The following is a 16,358-nucleotide window of genomic DNA, read 5'->3' on the forward strand; positions in this document are numbered from 1 at the left end:
CGGGGCTCAGGCGTCGACGGTGACGGCGGGCCCGCGCCGCACGGCGGCGTCGGTGGGCGCAGCCGCCGGTACGGGGGGCTTCGCCCGGCGGGTGAGGAGGCCGGCCAGCGGTTCGGTGCAGCGGGCGGTGAGCGGGCCGATGACGACGAGGATCAGGACGTAGGCGGTGGCCAGCGGGCCGATCCGGGGCTCGACCCCCACGGCGAGGCCGGCGATGACGATGGAGAACTCGCCGCGGGCGACGAGGGTGCCACCGGCCCGCCAGCGGCCCCCGCTGCGGATCCCGGCGCGGCGGGCCGCGTACCAGCCGGTGGCGATCTTCGTGAGCGCGGTGGCGACGGCGAGGAGGAGGGCGGGGAGGAGGACCGGCGGAATGTCGGCGGGATCGGTGGACAGGCCGAAGAAGACGAAGAAGACGGCGGCGAACAGGTCCCGCAGCGGGGTGAGGAGGGCGGCGGCGCCTTCGGCGACCTCTCCGGACAGGGCGATGCCGACGAGGAAGGCGCCCACGGCCGCGGAGACCTGGAGCTGCTGGGCGATCCCGGCGACGAGGAGGGTGAGGCCGAGGACGACGAGGAGCAGCATCTCGGCGTTGTCGGAGGAGACGGCGCGGCTGATCAGCCGTCCGTGGCGCAGGGCCACGTACAGCACGGATCCCACGGTGCCCAGGGAGATCAGCAGGGTGACCGCGCCTCCCGCCAGGCTCGCTCCGGCGAGCAGCGCGGTGAGGATGGGCAGGTAGACGGCCATGGCGAGGTCCTCGATGACCAGGATGCCGAGGACGACGGGGGTTTCGCGGTTGCCGAGGCGGCCGAGGTCTCCGAGGACCTTGGCGATGACTCCCGAGGAGGAGATCCAGGTGACGCCGCCGAGGGCGAACGCGGCGACGGGTCCCCAGCCCAGCAGCAGCGCGGCGGCGGCGCCGGGTGCGGCGTTGAGGACGAAGTCGACGGCGCCCGAGGGGTATTGGGTCTTGAGGTTGGTGACGAGTTCGGAGGCGCTGTATTCCAGGCCGAGGAGGAGCAGGAGGAGGATGACGCCGATCTCGGCGCCGGTCGCGACGAACTCCCCGCTCGCCTGGAGCGGCAGGACGCCGCCGTGCCCGAAGGCGAGTCCGGCGAGCAGGTACAGGGGTATGGGGGAGAATCCCACGCGCCCGGCGAGTCTGCCGAGCAGGCCCAGGGCGAGGATGATGGCTCCGAGTTCGATGAGCAGGGCGGTCGTGTGGTGCACGGGCGTCGGTCCTCCGGTCGGTTCGGTGACGGCGTCGGCGCCTTCTCGGGTACGGGCAGCCGGGCGCGGTGCCCGGTGGGTGCGGCGGCGCCGGGCACGGCAGGCGTGCGCGACCGCCCGGTCGGTCGGTCGGTCGGCGAAGGCATGACCGGGCCGGTCTCGGCGTACGGGTGGGCGAAAGGACGGCGCACCGGGAACCGGGCGGTCGGCGAAGGCAGTCGGGGCCGTCGCGGAAGGGACCACGCGCGTGGTCGCGCGAGGTCGCGCGCCGTCAGACGCGAGGAGCGGTGCGGCCGGTATCGGGCACGCTGTCGCGGGCCGTGTTGTCCATGCGGACCGCCCTCGCGGGGCGCACGGGCCGCGGGTTCGGCGACTGGGCGGCGGGCGGGTTCAGGGCATGGACGTGTCGACCCATGTCATGTCCCCCCGTTCGCACCGACGTCCGGACCGGACGACAAGAAGCCCCCAAGAATGAGCATTCATCCGCTCAATGGAGCGTAATGACTCGGTAAAGAACTTTACCCCATGATCAGCGTGCCGGAGCGATCACGGCCCCGCTCGCGACGCCGGGCCCCCTTCCCCGGTGGTGCATCATCTCCGAAAGCCCCGACGGCGGGGCACCGCGCGAAGGAGGCGCCGCATGGTCGAGTGGAAACGGATCAGCTCGGGGATTCGCCCCGTACCCAGCCCCGCCGCGACCCCTTCGGTCTGGGCGGCGGCCGCCGCCCTGGCCGTCATCCTGGTCGCCCTGCTCAACCTCCTGGACGGACCCGACGACCCCACCGTCGACCTCTTGGCGCTCTCCCTCGCCGTGGCCGTGGTGAGCACCGGAGCCCGCCTCGCCGCCGCCCCGGGGACCGCCCTGCTCTGCTGGCTCGTCCTCAACTTCTTCGCGACCGCGCCCGTGGGCGAGCTCAGCTGGGAGACCCCCTACGACCTGGTGCGCCTCGTCTGCCTCCTCGCCTCGGCAGGCACGGGAACCGTCATCGCCCGCCTCATCCACGCGCGCGCCGCACACCGGCGGCTCACGCCGTAGGAGCATGACGCCCCCTGCCGCGCGTCAGCCGGCGGGCGCGGCTCCCGAGGTCCCCCGCAGCACGCCTATCTTGTCGATGCGGTGCTCGGGATTGCCCTGGGCGTCGTGCCAGAAGTTGCCCTCGGCGTGGTCCTCCGGGGTGGCACAGGTCGAGATCGTGATCATGGCCTGGGTAGGGGCCGCCCCGGGTGCCCCGGGTACGGCGGCGCGCTGTTCGCCGAGCGAGCGCTCCGACCGGAAGGACGTCTTGCGGGTCGCGGTGATCTCGTAGGTGTACACCACCTCGCCCACGGTCACGCCGACCGTGTCGCCCGGCCCCACGGCGGGCAGGGCCCCCAGCGGACCACCGGCCGACAGGCGGTGTGCGGTGACCAGGAAATTGCCCACCTGGCCCGGTCCGACCCCGCCCCGCTTCCCGTACGGACTGGCGGCCACGCCGAGGTCCTGGATCCGGGTTCCCGCCACGTCGTCGGTGGTGCCCTCGTACGGCACCACGCGCAGCCCGGTGACACCCGCGGCGGGTATGGACAACGTGGATTCCGCGGGGGCGGTGGCGGGCACCGGGGCAGCGGCGGCGGTGGCCACGGCCGGGGGCGTTCCGGCCGGGGCGGAGTCGGGTACGGCAGCGGTCGAGGGGGCGCACGCCGCGAGCAGGGCGGTCACGGCGCCGGCCAGCACGGCAGGGACGGCTCGGTACGGGAACGGCAAGGACATGGGTGTTTTCCCTGTCGGTCGGTCGGCCGGGGCGTGCGGTGGGGGCGGGACCCGATGCGCCCGGCCAGAGTGACATACGGAGCAAGCGGTCCATAAGGGTCCGCCCCTGTGACCTCGCTCCCGGTACTTCCGTAGGCCGGCACACAAAAACGGAAGTCGCGGGAACTTCCCTCCGCTCCTCTGCGACTACCTCGCCGGAGGAAGTGCCGTCCCGGCTCCGGCCACGGCCCGATCGGCACCTCGTCCGTCTGGAACCGAGCACAAGAATCCGGAGTGACGATGACGGACCGGCTTGAGTACCCGACCCTGGCGATCACCGCGCTCAAGCGGTGGGCGCCGCCGCCCGCTCTCGCCGGCTTCGTGGCGCTCCTCATAGTGATGTTCGGCGTGGCCTACGCGGTGGGAACGGGCGCCGGCCCGGTGGCCCCCGGCATGCGGTCCACCGAAGTCGAGACTCCGGCGTTCGTCGGGGAGCTGGGACGGACGCACGGTCACACGGGCGGTACGGGTGGCACCCGGTGACGGCGGAGCGGACCGAGGTGGTGGTGGCCACCACCGATCTGGTGGTCGGCGGGATGACCTGCGCGGCCTGCGTGAACCGGGTCGAGAAACGGCTGGCGAGGATCGAGGGCGTGAGCGCCACGGTGAACCTCGCCACCGGGCGGGCGCGGGTGCTGCATCCGGCGGACGTGACGCCGCAGGACCTCGTCTCGGCGGTGGAGCGGGCGGGCTACAGCGCCGAGCTGCCGGCGCCGCCCGCACCCGCGCCCGCGCCCGCGGAGGACCGGACGCCCCCGTCGGGGACCGAGGGCCCCCCGGGCGGCGAGGAGGTGCGGCGGCTGCTGATCACCGCCCTGCTCTCCGTTCCGGTCCTGGCGCTGTCGATGGCGCCCGCCCTTCAGTTCCGCAACTGGCAGTGGCTGTGCTTCGTGCTGGCCGCGCCGGTCGCCGTCTGGGGTTCGCTGCCGTTCCACACCCGGGCGCTGCGGGGGCTGCGGCACGCGGCGGCGACGATGGACACCCTGGTCTCGCTGGGCGTGGTCGCTTCCTTCTCCTGGTCGGCGTACGCGCTGTTCCTGGGCGGGGCGGGCGATCCGGGGATGCGTATGCCGTTCAGCCTGCTGCCCTCGGCCGGCGGCGAAATGGCCCACATCTACCTGGAGGCCGCGGTCGGGGTCCCGCTGTTCGTGCTGACCGGGCGCTTCCTCGAATCCCGGGCCCGCCGCGGCACGGGTGAGGCGCTCCGCTCGCTCGCCGGTCTGGCCGCCAAGGACGTGACCGTACGGGAGGACGGCCGCGAACGGCTGGTCCCGATAGAGCAGTTGCGGGTGGGGCAGGAGTTCGTCGTCCGGCCGGGCGAGCGGGTCGCGACGGACGGGGTCGTGGCCTCCGGCGGTTCGGCCGTCGACCTTTCCCTGGTCACCGGCGAGAGCGAGCCCGTCGAGGTGGGCCCCGGCCGGGCGGTGGTCGGCGGTGCGGTCAATGCGGGCGGTCTGCTGATCGTCCGGGCCACCGCGGTCGGCGCGGACACCCAACTCGCCCGCATCACCCGCATGGTCACCGAGGCGCAGTCCGGTAAGGCCCGGGCCCAGCGGCTGGCCGACACGGTGGCGGGGGTCTTCGTCCCGGTGGTACTGGCCCTGGCCGTCACCGTTCTCGGCTTCTGGCTCGGTGCCGGTGCCGAGCCGCAGGCAGCCGTCACGGCCTGTGTGGCCGTCCTGGTCGTCGCCTGTCCCTGCGCCCTGGGGCTGGCGACCCCCACCGCCCTGCTCGCGGCGACCGGCCGGGGCGCGCAGCTCGGTCTGCTGGTCAGCGGACCGCGGGCGCTGGAGACCCTGCGGCACGTCGACACCGTGGTGCTGGACAAGACGGGCACGCTGACGACCGGACGGATGACCGTCGCGCGGGTGACGGCCGTGCCCGGCGGGATGGGCCGGGACCGGGCCCTGTGGCTGGCCGCGGCGGTCGAGCAGGGCTCCGAGCACCCGCTGGGCCGCGCCGTGGTCGCGTACGCCCGGCAGGAGCCGCACCTCGGCCCGCCGACCGAGGTGACCGGGTTCCGGGCCACCGCGGGCATCGGGGTGACCGGGGTGGTGCAAGGGCACCGCGTGGAGGTCTGCGCCGCGGGTGCGGACCTGCATCCTTCGCTGGACCGGGCCCTGGCCGAGGCGGAAGCGGCCGCGCACACGCCGGTCCTGGTCCGGGTGGACGGCGCCGACCAGGCCCTGATCGCTCTCGGGGACGTCCTGCGACCCGGCAGCTACCGGGCCGTCGACCGGCTGCGGCGCCTGGGGGTGGATCCGGTCCTGGCCACCGGCGACCGCGAGGCCACCGCGACCCGGGTCGCCGCCGCGCTCGGGATCAGGGACGTGCGCGCACAGTGCTCGCCCGAGGACAAGGCCCGGCTCGTACGGGAGTTGCGCGATCAGGGGCGGCGGGTCGCGGTGATCGGCGACGGGGTGAACGACGCCGGCGCCCTGGCCGGGGCCGACCTCGGCATCGCCATGGGGAGCGGAACGGACGTGGCCATCGGCGCGGCCGATGTCACGCTGGTGCGCGGCGACATCGAGGCGGTCGCCGACGCCGTCGAGCTGGCCCGGCGGACCCTGCGGACGATCCGGGCCAACCTGGTCTGGGCCTTCGGCTACAACGTCGTCACCGTGCCGCTCGCCGCGGTGGGGCTGCTCAACCCGATGGTCGCGGCCGCCGCGATGTCGGTGAGTTCCCTGATGGTGGTGGCCCACAGTCTCCGGTTGCGCACCTGGCAGCCGGCACCGCACGCACGCCGGGCGGGCACGAGCAGCCGAACGAGAGGTACGGGGCGATGACGCTTTCACCTTCGGAGCAGACCCGGGGCATCGGCGGCCTCCTGATCGACCGGCGCGTGCGCGAGGGGCTGCGCACGGCGATCGCCCCGGTGGCCGCCTGCGCGCTGGCGCTGGCCGGCCTGACGGCCTGGACCTCGTCCGGCGCCGCGGGCAGCCCTCCGCAGATCGCCGCCGGGAACGGGCGCGTCATCCTGCCCGACGGCAATGGCCGGGACACGGCCGCCTTCTTCGACATCACCAACATCGGTGGCGCGGACGACCAGTTGACCGACGTGACGTCGTCCGGCGTCGAGAAGACGCTGCTCAGTCGGCGGGAGAGCTCCGGGCTCGGTCCCGACCTCCTGCGGACGGCGGGTCCGGTGCGGGTGCCCGCGGGCGGCACCGTCACGATGTCCCCCTTCGACCTGAGCGTCACGACGCGGACGAAGGAGGCCCGCTGGGAGGCGGGCGACATGGTGCCGTTCGTCCTCCACTTCCGCCACAGCGCGCCGGTCGAGTTGATGGCGGTGGTGGTCCGGCCCGGCAGCTGACTCGCCGTCGGTTCTCTCCGCCCGGTCCCCCGGGGCCGGGCGGGGACCCGTACAAGGCCTCGGGAAGGACCCTGCGATCATGTGTCCCATGGGCGAACCGGTCGAGCGGGTCGATGAGCAGGACCGCGTCGTGGCCGTCGTGGACCGGGCGGAGGCGATCCGGGAGCGCTGGCCGCACCGCGTCGCGACGATCGTGTGCCGCGACGGCGACGGGCGGATCCTCGTGCACCGCCGTCCGGACGACGCGTCCCGGTTCCCCGGGCAGTTCAACTGGATGCTCGGTGGCGCCGTCGACGTAGGCGAGTCGTACGAGGAAGCGGCCGCCAGGGAGCTGGCGGAGGAGCTCGGGGTCCGCGCCGCGCCCCGCTTCGTGCTCAAATTCCTGTGCGACGGGGCGATCAGCCCCTACTGGCTGGGACTCCACGAAGCCGTGATCACGGCGCCGGTCCGGCCCGACCCCGAGGAAGTAGCCTGGTACGACTGGCTGACCGAGCCCGAACTCGAGGAACTCGTCGGCCGCTCCGCGTTCGTCCCGGACGCCCGTGAGGCGTTCCACCGCTATCGCGCCCTGGGGCGCCCTCTCGCGCACGAAGAGTGACGCACGGCCACGGCCTGCACAGCTTCAACCTCCCACGAGCGGGTATGGGGCTTTGAGGGAACTCCCCGAGGAGGCCTTATGCCTGCCACTCTCCGTAGCCGTGCCGGCTCCGCACCGCAGGATCCCCGCGAGATCCGCGATCCGCGGTCCGTGAGCACCGCCGACGCCCACGACCTGTCGGTCTCGCTCTTCCGGCGCCTGCGCGAACTGGACGAGGGGACCGCGGCGTACTCGTACGTGCGCAACACCCTGGTCGAGTTGAATCTGAGCATGGTCAAGTATGCGGCCACGCGCGTCCGGCACGTCGGCGCGCCGTGGGAGGACGTTCTGCAGGTCGGCACCATCGGCCTGATCAAGGCCATCAACAGGTTCGATCCGGAGCGCGGGTTCGAGTTCATGTCGTTCGCCCTGCCCACCATCGTGGGAGAGATCAAGCGCTACTTCCGCGACACGACCTGGGCCGTCCGCGTACCGCGGCGGCTGCAGGAGCTGCGCCTCGATCTGGCCAAGGCGAACGACGCCCTGGAGCAGGAACTGGGCCACGCTCCGGGTACGCGGGAGCTCGCCGAGCGGCTGGACATCACCGTGGAGGAGGTCCGCGAGGGCCGGCTCGCGGCCAACGGCTTCACCAGCCTGTCCCTGGACGTCCCCGTGACGGCGGACGAGGACGAGGCCCCCGGTGTGTCGTCACGGAGCCTCGGCGTCGAGGAGGGCCGCTTCGAGACGGTCGAGGACCTGGAATCGCTGAGGCCGCTGGTGGGAGAGCTGTCCGAACGGGACCGGCGGATACTCGCCCTGCGTTTCGGGGAGGAACTGACACAGGCCGAGATCGGCGAGCGCCTGGGCATGTCGCAGATGCACGTCTCCCGGCTGCTGGCCCGCATTCTGGACCGGCTGCGGGAGGGACTGCTCGCCGAGGACCCGCCGGCCGAGGCGGCATGAGGCGTCCGATGAGGCACCACCTGCTTCCGTACGGGACGGACAGGCATGTCGCGCCGGAACCCGGGCAGGTGCGGAGTGCACGACGGAAGGGTGATGCCGGATGGTGCCGGAGGCGGAGAGTGAACGCTTCACCGTCGCGGTGAGGGCCGTGGACGGAGCGGTCGTCCTGACGCTGGCGGGGGAACTGGACCACGACACGGCGCAGCCGCTGCGGGACGCGCTCGACGAGGCACTGGCCCCGGGCCGCCGGCTGCTGGTCGACATGGCGGAACTGGGATTCTGCGATTCCACGGGGCTGAACGTGCTCCTGAACACCCGCCTCGCGGCACAGGAGGCGGGAGGCGGTCTCGAACTGGCCGGTCTGCACGGACCGGTCGCCCGGATGTTCCGCATCACCGGTGCGGACGGCGTGTTCCCCGTCCACGCCGACGTGACGGAGGCCCTGCGGACGCCGCACGGCGGAGGGGCCTGAGCGTCATGGAGCAGCCCAGGCCGTCCGACCGGATCTGGAGCCTGATGCTGTCCGGAACCACCGATGTCGTCTCGCGCAGCCGTGACTTCGCCCGCCAGGCGCTGACCGCCTGGCGCTGGCTCCCGGGGACGGGGGACGGGGACCGCGAGAGCGCCGAGGACGTGCTCCTGCTGGTGTCGGAGGTGGTGGCCAACGCCTGCCTGCACGGTGGCGGACCCCGCGCGCTCGTCCTCGACTGCTCTGCGGAGCGGTTGCGGATCGAGGTCACGGACGGTAACCCGGCCCCGCCGGTGCGCGTGCCTGCACACGGGCCGGGCGACCGGGGAGGGCCGGCCGGTCACGGACTGCTGATCGTGGAACGTCTGGCCCGGGACTGGGGCTCCGAACCGGGGGTGGACGGCAAGCGCGTCTGGTGCGAGGTTCCCTGTCCGCCGGGGATCCGCGTTCCCGGATGACGGTGGCGGGCCTCGTGGAGCACCCGTGCCGCCGCCGGACCGTCTCGTGTCAGACGCTCGGTACGGCCCGGACGCGAACGCGCGATGCGGGTTCCTGGTGGCCGCCGCTCGCGATCATGCGTACGTCGCCCTGGTCGCTGATCTCCGCCTGCACGATTCCGGTGTCGTCGGCGTAGATCGGATGGCCGCCGGGGCCGGTCCGGTCGGTGCGGTGCACGAGGACCGATTCCTCGCCACCCGGTACCGCATGGTCAGGGGCGGCGAATACCAGTTCGTACCTGCTGTCCCGTCCCATTCCGGCCTCCTTCGTACGAATACCCCGTCATCACCATTATCGGGCAGAGCGACCTGGCTGCGCGCTCCCGGACACGGATCGGGGCGCGAGCTCCATCGGATACAACGACCCGCGCACACTCAGGATTCCGGCTCGCGATGTGATCTTCCCCCACCCCTGAATGCCTTTCCGGCACGGCTCTCACCTGCGCATACTCCAGGACCCTCCTCGCCCCGAACCATCGGGGGACGATGGCCGATCGAATGGAGCTGATCATTCAGATGACGTCGCACACGGTCTCCGCAGCGGCTTCGGGCACATGGGTGCTCGGCGATCTCACGGTGAACCGGATCGGCTTCGGCGCCATGCGCCTGACCGGCAGCGCGGCCTTCCACGAGGGCGTTCCCGGCGACCGCGGCCGGTCGATCGCCGTCCTGCGCCGGGCGGTCGAGCTCGGCATCGACCACATCGACACCGCCGCGTTCTACTTCTCGCGGCTGCGTTCGGCCAATGAGCTGATCAACTCGGCGCTGGCGCCGTACGCGGACGACCTCGTCATCTCCACCAAGGTCGGCCCCGCCCGGGACGCCTGCGGCGGGTGGGCCGAGCCGGCCCGGCCCGACCAGCTGCGCGGCCAGGTCGAGGAGAACCTGCGCCAACTCGGCCGGGACCACCTCGACGTGGTGAACCTCCGCATCATGGGCCAGGAGTCCGTCAGTGAGCACTTCGGGGCCCTGTCCGAGCTGCGCGACGCCGGGCTGGTCCGCCACCTCGGCATCTCCAACGCCCGCCCGGAGCACCTGGCCCAGGCCGAGGCGATCGCGCCGGTGGTGTGCGTCCAGAACCGCTACGGACTCGACGCGCCCGACCGGACGGGGATGCTCGGCGTCTGCGCGGCGCGCGGTATCGCCTTCGTGCCCTTCTTCTCCATCGCGGGAGAGGGGTCCGAGTCCGGCGCCGTCCGGGCCGAGCACGACGAGGTCCTCGCCGTCGCCCGGGCGCACGGAGCGTCGCCGGCGCAGGTGCGGCTCGCCTGGACCCTGGCGCAGGGCTCCCACGTACTGGCCATCCCCGGAACGGGCAACCCGGATCACCTCGCCGACAACGTGGCTGCGGGCACCCTCCGGCTGACGCCGGAGGAGCTCCGGCTCCTCGACAGGAACAGAACATGAGAACCGCTCGCGTGCGAATGTCCGAAGAAACGGTCGGAGCAGCCGTTACAGGGCTCTGAACCCGTTCGGCGCAGAGCGGGAGGGGGTCACGAGGGCGGCACATCCGCGCGGAAGGACCTCCGCCTCCGGGCCCGCCAAGGCATGTTCGGCACGCTCGCGCCGGTCGCGTCAGCGCGGCATTGACAGATGTCCGATACACGGGAGAGTCACCGATACTTCCGCATTTCGCAACACGCCCCGAATTGGTGGCTTTTGATGGCGGTCGGGGGTCAGAGTGTGGCTCCTCGGCAGGACGCCGAGAACGGTTCCAGGCCCACCCGCCCCGCACGAGGCGGACGGGCTGCTGTCTGTTGAAGGGGTCATCTTCATGTCTGCTTCTCTCGCCACCCGCCGGTTCGTCGCCGCGTTCCTGGCCGCGGGCTCCCTCGTCGGCGCCGCCGCCCTCCCGGCCTCCGCCGACGACCACCGGCGCGACCGCGACCACCGGGCTGCGCACTCCTCGATCGTCATCAGCGACGTCCAGTACGGAACCGCCGGCCGCGACCGCTCCGCCCGTGCGCTGAACCGGGAGTGGGTCGAGGTCGAGAACACCGGGCGCAGGAGCGTCAACCTGCGCGGCTTCACCCTCACCGACCGCCAGGGCAACCGCTACCGCTTCGGCGACTTCCGCCTGGACGGCAGGTCCACCGTGCGGGTCCACACCGGCCAGGGTCGCGACACCCACCGCGACGTCTACCAGGACCGTCGTCACCAGATCTGGGACGAGCGCGACACCGCCACCCTGCGCGACAACCGTGGCAACGTCCTCGACACCGACTCCTGGGACGGCCGTCGGCACCACCGCAACGGCTGACCCGGACGGGTCACCGGCCTGACGCGCGCCCGCACCCCCCCGCACGGTGGGGGTGCGGGCGCGCTGCGATATCGGGCTGCGACTGTCAGAGGTGGGTGGCAGGATCATCGGCGGTGATCCGACCACCTACAGGGGGCAGGGATGGGGAGCACGACGTTCGAGTGGCCGCGCGGCGCCGAGGCACGGGACACGGCGGCGCTGGAACTGTGGCTCGCCGTGCACGGCTGGGAGGTCGACCCGTCGGTGTTCATGGCCGGCGGACTCGGCCCGGCCGTACAGGTGCAGCCGATCGGCGGGGAGGAGCAGGACACGGAACCCGGGTTGCTGATCCTGCCGGGCGAGACCGTGGAGTACGCACGGGACCGGATCCGGATCGCCTCCCGGGCCGCCGCTCCCACGGCCGCCGGACCCCCGGTCAGTAAGTGACGACGATCCGGCGCGCCGGCCCGTCCACCCGGATACGCCCCCCTACGGGGATCACGAGCTGCGGGTCGGTGTGGCCGAGGTCGACGTCGAACACCACCATGGCCTCGGGGGCGTACTGGCGCATGGCCCGCAGGACGGCCTCGCGCTGCTGTCGGCGGAACTCCGCCTTGGCCGCGGCGTCGAGCCGGTTCTCGAACGACCAGCTCTTCGCCCTGGCCATGAGCAGTGCGGGGAACTGGCGCAGCAGGCCGCGTTCACCCATGCCGCGCAGGATCCGGTAGACCTCTTCGGCGGGCGGCATTTCCTCGGACGTCTCCAGGAACAGCACGTTGCCGGCGTAGGAGTCGACGGGCCCCGGCACGCGGTCGGCCATCAGCAGCCAGGAGATGATCTCCAGGTTGCCGCCCCAGCCGATGCCGTCGACGACCCGGTCGGCGTTGTGCCAGGACCAGCCGTCGGCAGGTTCCATGGGGGGCTCGGACGCGAAGGTCTGCGGGTCGTCCCAGGGGCGGTCGATGTCCCCGCAGGCGCTTGCCGCGGTGAGTTCGTACTCGCCCGAGGTGAACAGCGCGGCCCGCAGGGAGTCGGCGGTCGACGGGTGCATCGCGCCGGGCCGTCCGAACCCGACCATGACCGAGCCGCCGTGGTAGCCGACGATGCCCAGGTCCCGCAGGAACAGCAGCAGGTTGGTGTTGTCGCTGTATCCGAAGAACGGCTTGGGGTTGGCGCGCAGGAGGTCGCGGTCGAGGTGGGGCAGGACGGTGATCTGGTCGTCGCCGCCGATGCTGGCGATCACCGCCTTGATGTCGGGGTCCGCGAAGGCCGCGTGGATGTCCGCGGCGCGCGCCTCGGGCGTCGCGCCCATCGCCCTGGTCGTCGGGTACTCCACCGCCTTCAGCCCGAAGTCGTCCCGGAGTCTGCTCAACCCCAATTCGAAGGGCAGCGGGAACAGGCCGGGAAGGCCGGACGAGGGTGAAATCACGGCGACCTGGTCGCCGGGGGCGGGCTTGACGGGATAGCGGGGATTCTCCATCCGATGATCATAGAAGTCGGCGGATCCGGCCTCGCGTCAATTATCCGGGGTGGGCCCGCGATGGCATTGCGGACCGGCGTGTCGAGCGCGCCCATATGACGAGCATTCAGCCCTATCATCTCGAATCGAATGCAAAATCGAGACAAATCAGACTGTGTCCCGCGCTGTTCGGCGGATCCCGTCGGAGAAAACTGGTCCGCCGTCAGAACCATGACGCATTCGACCGAGAACAGGACCCCCATCACTGATCTGATTGTTACCTGCCAACCGATTGCGGAGGTGTCACGATGCCCTGCTTCAGGACCGACTTCCGAGGGGCCCCCAAAGGCCTTCTCCCCACGTGTTGTTGCCCCAGAGCCCGCGCCATACTCTCCTTGCTGCTCCTGACGGCCGCCGTAACGACCGGCCCCGCAGCCCCGGCGCACGCCACCGCCCCGTATGGCGCCAGAGCCGTCGCGGTGGCCGCCTCCAAACAGGGCTCGCCGTATGCCTACGGCGCCACCGGCCCCAAACGCTTCGACTGCTCGGGCCTCACCCTCTACGCCTTCAAGAAGGCGGGCAAACGGCTGCCACGCACCGCCGAGCAGCAGTACGAGCACACCGTCCACATTCCCGAGGCCGATCGCGCGGCCGGGGACCTGGTCTTCTTCCCCAGCGGCGCGACCATGACCCACGTCGGGATCTACGCCGGCGACGACCGCATCTGGCACGCCCCACGTCCCGGCACCCGAGTACGCCTGGAACGGATCTGGAGCTCAGCGGTCCGCTACGGGCGCGCGACCTGATCGGGCGTCCCGCCGGTCCGGGCCCTTCGGTCCTGGTCCCCCGCCGCGACGACGGCCGGACCCGGGTCCGCGGGCAGCCTGCGTACGGCCCACACGCTCGGGGCGAGCAGCAGGACGAGGCTCGCCAGGACCATCAGTGCGGCACTCCAGAGAAGGACGGGCTCGGTACCGAGGGACGTCGCCGCGGCGCCCACGACCAGGTAGCCCAGTGGCACGGACAGGAGCTCACCGGCCGAATTGAAGGAGCTGACCCGCCCGAGAACCTCGGACGGGAGTTGTTCCTGCACGGCGGTGTTCCAGCACACGATCGCGATGTCGAGGCCGATGCCGGCCATGGCGCTCGCCCCGGCCAGAACGGCGAGCGGCGCGCCCCAGGCAAGTGCGAGGAAAGGCAGCGCGAGAGGCAGATTGGCGCATACGCACACGACCATGATCCTGGACGGTTTCCATTTGAGTGAGACGACACCACCCAGGAGCAGGCCCGCCGCGAATGCCCCCTGGACGATTCCCCAGGAAGGAGCACCCAGATGGCTGTTCTGGGCGATCACCGGTCCGAGGAGTTGATATCCGCCGAGCCAGAGGGCGACGACCACGGTGCCGGACAACGTATAGGACCATATCCAGAAGAGACGGGAGAATTCTTTCCAGCCGTCCTTGAAGTCACGAAGGACTGAAGCCGTGGTCCTGACGGGTCCGGACACGTCAAGACGGCTGCAGAGGAAGGCCGCGACCGCGAAACTGGCGGCGTCCCAGCCCAGGGTCGGCTCCGGGCCGACGAGGGCGACGAGGGCGCCGCCCACCGCCGGGGCGAGGATGCGGATGATGTTGCTGGGCAACCGCATCAGCGCGTTCGCCTGCTGCAGCTCGCCGGGATCGACGAGCTGCGGCAGCAGGCTGTTCATGGCGGGCTGGGTCAGTGCCGACGCACAGCCCGCCAGCGCCGCGAACAGGGCGATCCGTCCGGTGGTGGCCGTTCCCGTCGCCACCAGCAGTGCGACGCAGCCCTGGGTGACGGCCGGCATCGCATTGCCGATGACGACGACCCGTCGCCGTGAGAACCGGTCCGCGATCACTCCTCCGACGAGGAGCAGGACGAGCTGCGGGGCGGTGTTGGCGGCGAGGACGACCGCCAGGGACGCCGGGCTGCTGTCGAATCCGAACACGGCGAAGGCCAGGGCCACGGGGGCCATCGCCGTTCCGCTCATCGAGATCAGACGTGCCAGGAGGAATAACCTGAACGGCTTGTGCCGCAGTGCGGAGAGGGATCCGTGTCGAGCCATTCGACGGAGACTAACCTGCTCCGGTGCGGGTGACGGAGCCGGGAGGGGTACCGGGATGGGTGCCCGGAAGGGGCCGGCGCGTCAGAGCGATTCGCCGGGCCGCAGGTACCGGTAGCCGTGCGAAGTCTCCTGGCCGAGCCAGCCGTTGACGCTGTCGAGACCGCGGTCGTTGATCTGTGCGTCGTGAATGGCGAACGCCCGCCGCGGCCCCACGGCCTTGACGAAATCGATCACCTCAGCCATCTTCAGCCACGACCCGTGCGCGGGCACCAGCAGCGTCTCGATCTCCTGCTCGGGCACGTGCAGCGAGTCACCCGGGTGGTAGACCGAGTCGTCGACGACGTAGCCCAGGTTCGCGCAGTCGGGTTGGCCGCCGTAGATGAAGGCATGACGGCCGCCGACCGCCCGTATCGAAAAGCCCGCGGCGGTGAACTCCGTACCGGCGGAAACCCCGATGACGTCCAGGTTCGGAATGTCCGCCTCGGCGGGGGCGTAGACCGGTACGCCGAGACCCGCCAGGCGCAGCACGTCGACGTGGTCGATGTGCTCGTGTGTCACCAGCACGGCGTCCGCGCCGGCCAGGGCGGACGGCTCGCTCCACGTACCGGGATCGATGACGAGTACCCGCCCGCCCTGCTCGATCCGGACACATGCATGGGTGTACTTCGTGATCTTCATGGCTCCGCACCGTACAGTGCCGGGCCCGCCGTGACCCGGCAATTTCCGTGTCACGGGGACGAGTTGGGCGGGGTCACGCCGGGGTCATTCCCCGGTCGTCCCGTCGATCGCCTCGCGCAGCAGGTCCGCGTGCCCGTTGTGGCGGGCGTACTCCTCGATCATGTGGGTCAGGATGTAGTGCAGCGAGTACGACTGATCGCCGAAGTGCACCGTCACGTCGAGGGACTCGGCGGCGTCCACGATCGCGCGCGAGCGCTCGCACGTCTCCTCCCAGATCCTGAACGCGTCGGCCACGTCCACGTCCTCGACGTGGAACTCCGTCCACTCCCCCGCCTCGTTCTTCGGGAAGTAGCCGCGTACGTCCTCCCCGGCGAGGACGTTGCGGAACCATCCGCGCTCCACCTCCGCGAGGTGCCGCACCAGCCCCAGCAGACTCAGCCCGGACGGGGCCACCGCCCTCGTCCTCAGCTGCTGGTCGCTCAGCCCCGCGCACTTCATCATCAGGGTGTCCCGCTGCCGCTGCAGCACGCTGGTCAGGGTGGCGCGCTCGTCGCCCGTCAGCACGGGCCGGGTCCGCTGTTCATCGATCACCGGGCGATCATCACATCCGGTGCCCGCATCGGCCCACGCGTTCTCGCATGCTGGTCAGCGCGGTTGGTCGCTCCGCTCGGTTCGGAACTGGCTCCGCCCCCGGGCAGCGCCTGGGGTTTCAGCAGTCACGCAGCGGCCACACGCGCAGGAGGAACGGAAACGGAACGGAACGGACTACGAGGAAACGATCGTTCCCATGACGACGATGGTCCTGCTGATCGCGCCGATGGCGCTGGCCCTGCTGCTCGTCCATCGCAGGGACGGGCACCGCGCCCGGCACCGGGCCGGCTCTTGTCCGCAAGGTCACGGGAGCCACGGCCGCAGGCAGACCCGGATGCCCAGGGCCTTGTCGTAGCCGGGTGGCGGGGGTGGGGGCCGGCCGCCCCCGCCGGTACGCGGCGTTGTCCTCTTCCTGCCCGCGCAGGAGCGGGCTCCCGGAACCGAGCACTCCGCAACAG

The 16,358-nt window shown here is 71.6% G+C and carries 20 protein-coding genes; 13 read left to right on the forward strand and 7 right to left on the reverse strand.

Translation table 11 applies throughout. The features are described from left to right. Positions 1-6: 6 nt before the first annotated feature. Positions 7-1,233, reverse strand: a complete 1,227-nt coding sequence (locus ACXNSR_RS01445) for a cation:proton antiporter (RefSeq protein WP_458640295.1) — start codon at positions 1,231-1,233, stop codon at positions 7-9. Between the two features lie 640 nt (positions 1,234-1,873). On the opposite strand from ACXNSR_RS01445, the gene ACXNSR_RS01450 reads away from it, so the two are divergent. Then, positions 1,874-2,269, forward strand: a complete 396-nt coding sequence (locus tag ACXNSR_RS01450; protein WP_458640296.1) for a DUF4118 domain-containing protein — start codon at positions 1,874-1,876, stop codon at positions 2,267-2,269. Positions 2,270-2,293: 24 nt separating this feature from the next. On the opposite strand, the gene ACXNSR_RS01455 is transcribed toward ACXNSR_RS01450, so the two are convergent. After that, the gene (locus tag ACXNSR_RS01455) at positions 2,294-2,983 is read right to left on the reverse strand and encodes a sortase domain-containing protein (RefSeq protein ID WP_458640297.1); all 690 of its coding nucleotides are present in this window, start codon (positions 2,981-2,983) and stop codon (positions 2,294-2,296) included. Positions 2,984-3,262: 279 nt separating this feature from the next. Here ACXNSR_RS01455 and ACXNSR_RS01460 point away from each other — a divergent pair, with 279 nt between their 5' ends. The 7 genes from ACXNSR_RS01460 to ACXNSR_RS01490 all read left to right on the forward strand — a co-directional run bounded on the left by ACXNSR_RS01460 (position 3,263) and on the right by ACXNSR_RS01490 (position 8,808). Continuing rightward, positions 3,263-3,505, forward strand: a complete 243-nt coding sequence (locus ACXNSR_RS01460; protein ID WP_458640298.1) for a hypothetical protein — start codon at positions 3,263-3,265, stop codon at positions 3,503-3,505. Positions 3,506-3,558: 53 nt separating this feature from the next. Continuing rightward, positions 3,559-5,811, forward strand: a complete 2,253-nt coding sequence (locus tag ACXNSR_RS01465) for a heavy metal translocating P-type ATPase (protein ID WP_458643526.1) — start codon at positions 3,559-3,561, stop codon at positions 5,809-5,811. After that, positions 5,808-6,341, forward strand: a complete 534-nt coding sequence (locus ACXNSR_RS01470; RefSeq protein ID WP_458640299.1) for a copper chaperone PCu(A)C — start codon at positions 5,808-5,810, stop codon at positions 6,339-6,341. Before ACXNSR_RS01465 ends, ACXNSR_RS01470 begins: the two co-directional genes overlap by 4 nt. Before the next feature lie 88 nt (positions 6,342-6,429). Then, a complete protein-coding gene (locus tag ACXNSR_RS01475) occupies positions 6,430-6,939 on the forward strand; it encodes an NUDIX hydrolase (RefSeq protein ID WP_458640300.1) in 510 nt (169 codons plus the stop codon). A gap of 78 nt (positions 6,940-7,017) precedes the next feature. Next, positions 7,018-7,881, forward strand: coding sequence for a SigB/SigF/SigG family RNA polymerase sigma factor (locus ACXNSR_RS01480; RefSeq protein ID WP_458640301.1), 864 nt, complete (start codon positions 7,018-7,020; stop codon positions 7,879-7,881). 100 nt (positions 7,882-7,981) lie between these two features. Then, positions 7,982-8,353, forward strand: a complete 372-nt coding sequence (locus tag ACXNSR_RS01485) for an STAS domain-containing protein (protein ID WP_458640302.1) — start codon at positions 7,982-7,984, stop codon at positions 8,351-8,353. A 5-nt stretch (positions 8,354-8,358) separates the two neighbouring features. Continuing rightward, positions 8,359-8,808: an ATP-binding protein gene (locus ACXNSR_RS01490; RefSeq protein WP_458640303.1), complete on the forward strand. Its 450-nt coding sequence runs from the start codon at positions 8,359-8,361 to the stop codon at positions 8,806-8,808. A gap of 49 nt (positions 8,809-8,857) precedes the next feature. On the opposite strand, the gene ACXNSR_RS01495 is transcribed toward ACXNSR_RS01490, so the two are convergent. Continuing rightward, the gene (locus ACXNSR_RS01495; RefSeq protein WP_458640304.1) at positions 8,858-9,103 is read right to left on the reverse strand and encodes a DUF6296 family protein; all 246 of its coding nucleotides are present in this window, start codon (positions 9,101-9,103) and stop codon (positions 8,858-8,860) included. Between the two features lie 260 nt (positions 9,104-9,363). Here ACXNSR_RS01495 and ACXNSR_RS01500 point away from each other — a divergent pair, with 260 nt between their 5' ends. From ACXNSR_RS01500 to ACXNSR_RS01510, 3 genes are all read left to right on the forward strand, one after another. Further along, entirely contained in the window at positions 9,364-10,254 is an 891-nt protein-coding gene (locus tag ACXNSR_RS01500; RefSeq protein ID WP_458640305.1) for an aldo/keto reductase, read from the forward strand. Between the two features lie 367 nt (positions 10,255-10,621). Further along, entirely contained in the window at positions 10,622-11,107 is a 486-nt protein-coding gene (locus ACXNSR_RS01505; protein ID WP_458640306.1) for a lamin tail domain-containing protein, read from the forward strand. Positions 11,108-11,248: 141 nt separating this feature from the next. Then, entirely contained in the window at positions 11,249-11,533 is a 285-nt protein-coding gene (locus ACXNSR_RS01510; protein WP_458640307.1) for a hypothetical protein, read from the forward strand. Here the strand turns inward: ACXNSR_RS01510 and ACXNSR_RS01515 are convergent. Continuing rightward, a complete protein-coding gene (locus tag ACXNSR_RS01515; RefSeq protein ID WP_458640308.1) occupies positions 11,523-12,566 on the reverse strand; it encodes a S66 family peptidase in 1,044 nt (347 codons plus the stop codon). The genes ACXNSR_RS01510 and ACXNSR_RS01515 overlap by 11 nt on opposite strands. A gap of 374 nt (positions 12,567-12,940) precedes the next feature. Here ACXNSR_RS01515 and ACXNSR_RS01520 point away from each other — a divergent pair, with 374 nt between their 5' ends. Beyond that, positions 12,941-13,351, forward strand: a complete 411-nt coding sequence (locus tag ACXNSR_RS01520; protein WP_458640309.1) for a C40 family peptidase — start codon at positions 12,941-12,943, stop codon at positions 13,349-13,351. Here the strand turns inward: ACXNSR_RS01520 and ACXNSR_RS01525 are convergent. The 3 genes from ACXNSR_RS01525 to ACXNSR_RS01535 form a co-directional block, all read right to left on the reverse strand. Next, a complete protein-coding gene (locus tag ACXNSR_RS01525; RefSeq protein WP_458643527.1) occupies positions 13,333-14,688 on the reverse strand; it encodes an MFS transporter in 1,356 nt (451 codons plus the stop codon). The genes ACXNSR_RS01520 and ACXNSR_RS01525 overlap by 19 nt on opposite strands. A gap of 24 nt (positions 14,689-14,712) precedes the next feature. Beyond that, complete coding sequence (locus tag ACXNSR_RS01530; RefSeq protein ID WP_458640310.1) at positions 14,713-15,309, reverse strand: MBL fold metallo-hydrolase; 597 nt, start codon at positions 15,307-15,309, stop codon at positions 14,713-14,715. An 84-nt stretch (positions 15,310-15,393) separates the two neighbouring features. Then, positions 15,394-15,900 carry a DinB family protein gene (locus tag ACXNSR_RS01535; RefSeq protein ID WP_458640311.1) on the reverse strand — a complete coding sequence of 169 codons (507 nt, stop codon included), beginning with the start codon at positions 15,898-15,900 and terminating at the stop codon, positions 15,394-15,396. Positions 15,901-16,096: 196 nt separating this feature from the next. On the opposite strand from ACXNSR_RS01535, the gene ACXNSR_RS01540 reads away from it, so the two are divergent. After that, positions 16,097-16,255 carry a hypothetical protein gene (locus tag ACXNSR_RS01540; protein ID WP_458640312.1) on the forward strand — a complete coding sequence of 53 codons (159 nt, stop codon included), beginning with the start codon at positions 16,097-16,099 and terminating at the stop codon, positions 16,253-16,255. Positions 16,256-16,358: the final 103 nt, after the last annotated feature.

The organism is Streptomyces sp. NC-S4 (assembly GCF_054353315.1).

Coding starts and splice junctions, on each gene's coding strand:
- ACXNSR_RS01490 (WP_458640303.1), top strand. CDS start 8,359: ATGGAGCAGCCCAGGCCGTCCGACCGGATCTGGAGCCTGATGCTGTCC.
- ACXNSR_RS01500 (WP_458640305.1), top strand. CDS start 9,364: ATGACGTCGCACACGGTCTCCGCAGCGGCTTCGGGCACATGGGTGCTC.
- ACXNSR_RS01515 (WP_458640308.1), bottom strand. CDS start 12,566: ATGGAGAATCCCCGCTATCCCGTCAAGCCCGCCCCCGGCGACCAGGTC.
- ACXNSR_RS01530 (WP_458640310.1), bottom strand. CDS start 15,309: ATGAAGATCACGAAGTACACCCATGCATGTGTCCGGATCGAGCAGGGC.
- ACXNSR_RS01450 (WP_458640296.1), top strand. CDS start 1,874: ATGGTCGAGTGGAAACGGATCAGCTCGGGGATTCGCCCCGTACCCAGC.
- ACXNSR_RS01470 (WP_458640299.1), top strand. CDS start 5,808: ATGACGCTTTCACCTTCGGAGCAGACCCGGGGCATCGGCGGCCTCCTG.
- ACXNSR_RS01455 (WP_458640297.1), bottom strand. CDS start 2,983: ATGTCCTTGCCGTTCCCGTACCGAGCCGTCCCTGCCGTGCTGGCCGGC.
- ACXNSR_RS01480 (WP_458640301.1), top strand. CDS start 7,018: ATGCCTGCCACTCTCCGTAGCCGTGCCGGCTCCGCACCGCAGGATCCC.
- ACXNSR_RS01540 (WP_458640312.1), top strand. CDS start 16,097: ATGACGACGATGGTCCTGCTGATCGCGCCGATGGCGCTGGCCCTGCTG.
- ACXNSR_RS01465 (WP_458643526.1), top strand. CDS start 3,559: ATGACCTGCGCGGCCTGCGTGAACCGGGTCGAGAAACGGCTGGCGAGG.
- ACXNSR_RS01505 (WP_458640306.1), top strand. CDS start 10,622: ATGTCTGCTTCTCTCGCCACCCGCCGGTTCGTCGCCGCGTTCCTGGCC.
- ACXNSR_RS01495 (WP_458640304.1), bottom strand. CDS start 9,103: ATGGGACGGGACAGCAGGTACGAACTGGTATTCGCCGCCCCTGACCAT.
- ACXNSR_RS01460 (WP_458640298.1), top strand. CDS start 3,263: ATGACGGACCGGCTTGAGTACCCGACCCTGGCGATCACCGCGCTCAAG.
- ACXNSR_RS01485 (WP_458640302.1), top strand. CDS start 7,982: ATGGTGCCGGAGGCGGAGAGTGAACGCTTCACCGTCGCGGTGAGGGCC.
- ACXNSR_RS01510 (WP_458640307.1), top strand. CDS start 11,249: ATGGGGAGCACGACGTTCGAGTGGCCGCGCGGCGCCGAGGCACGGGAC.
- ACXNSR_RS01475 (WP_458640300.1), top strand. CDS start 6,430: ATGGGCGAACCGGTCGAGCGGGTCGATGAGCAGGACCGCGTCGTGGCC.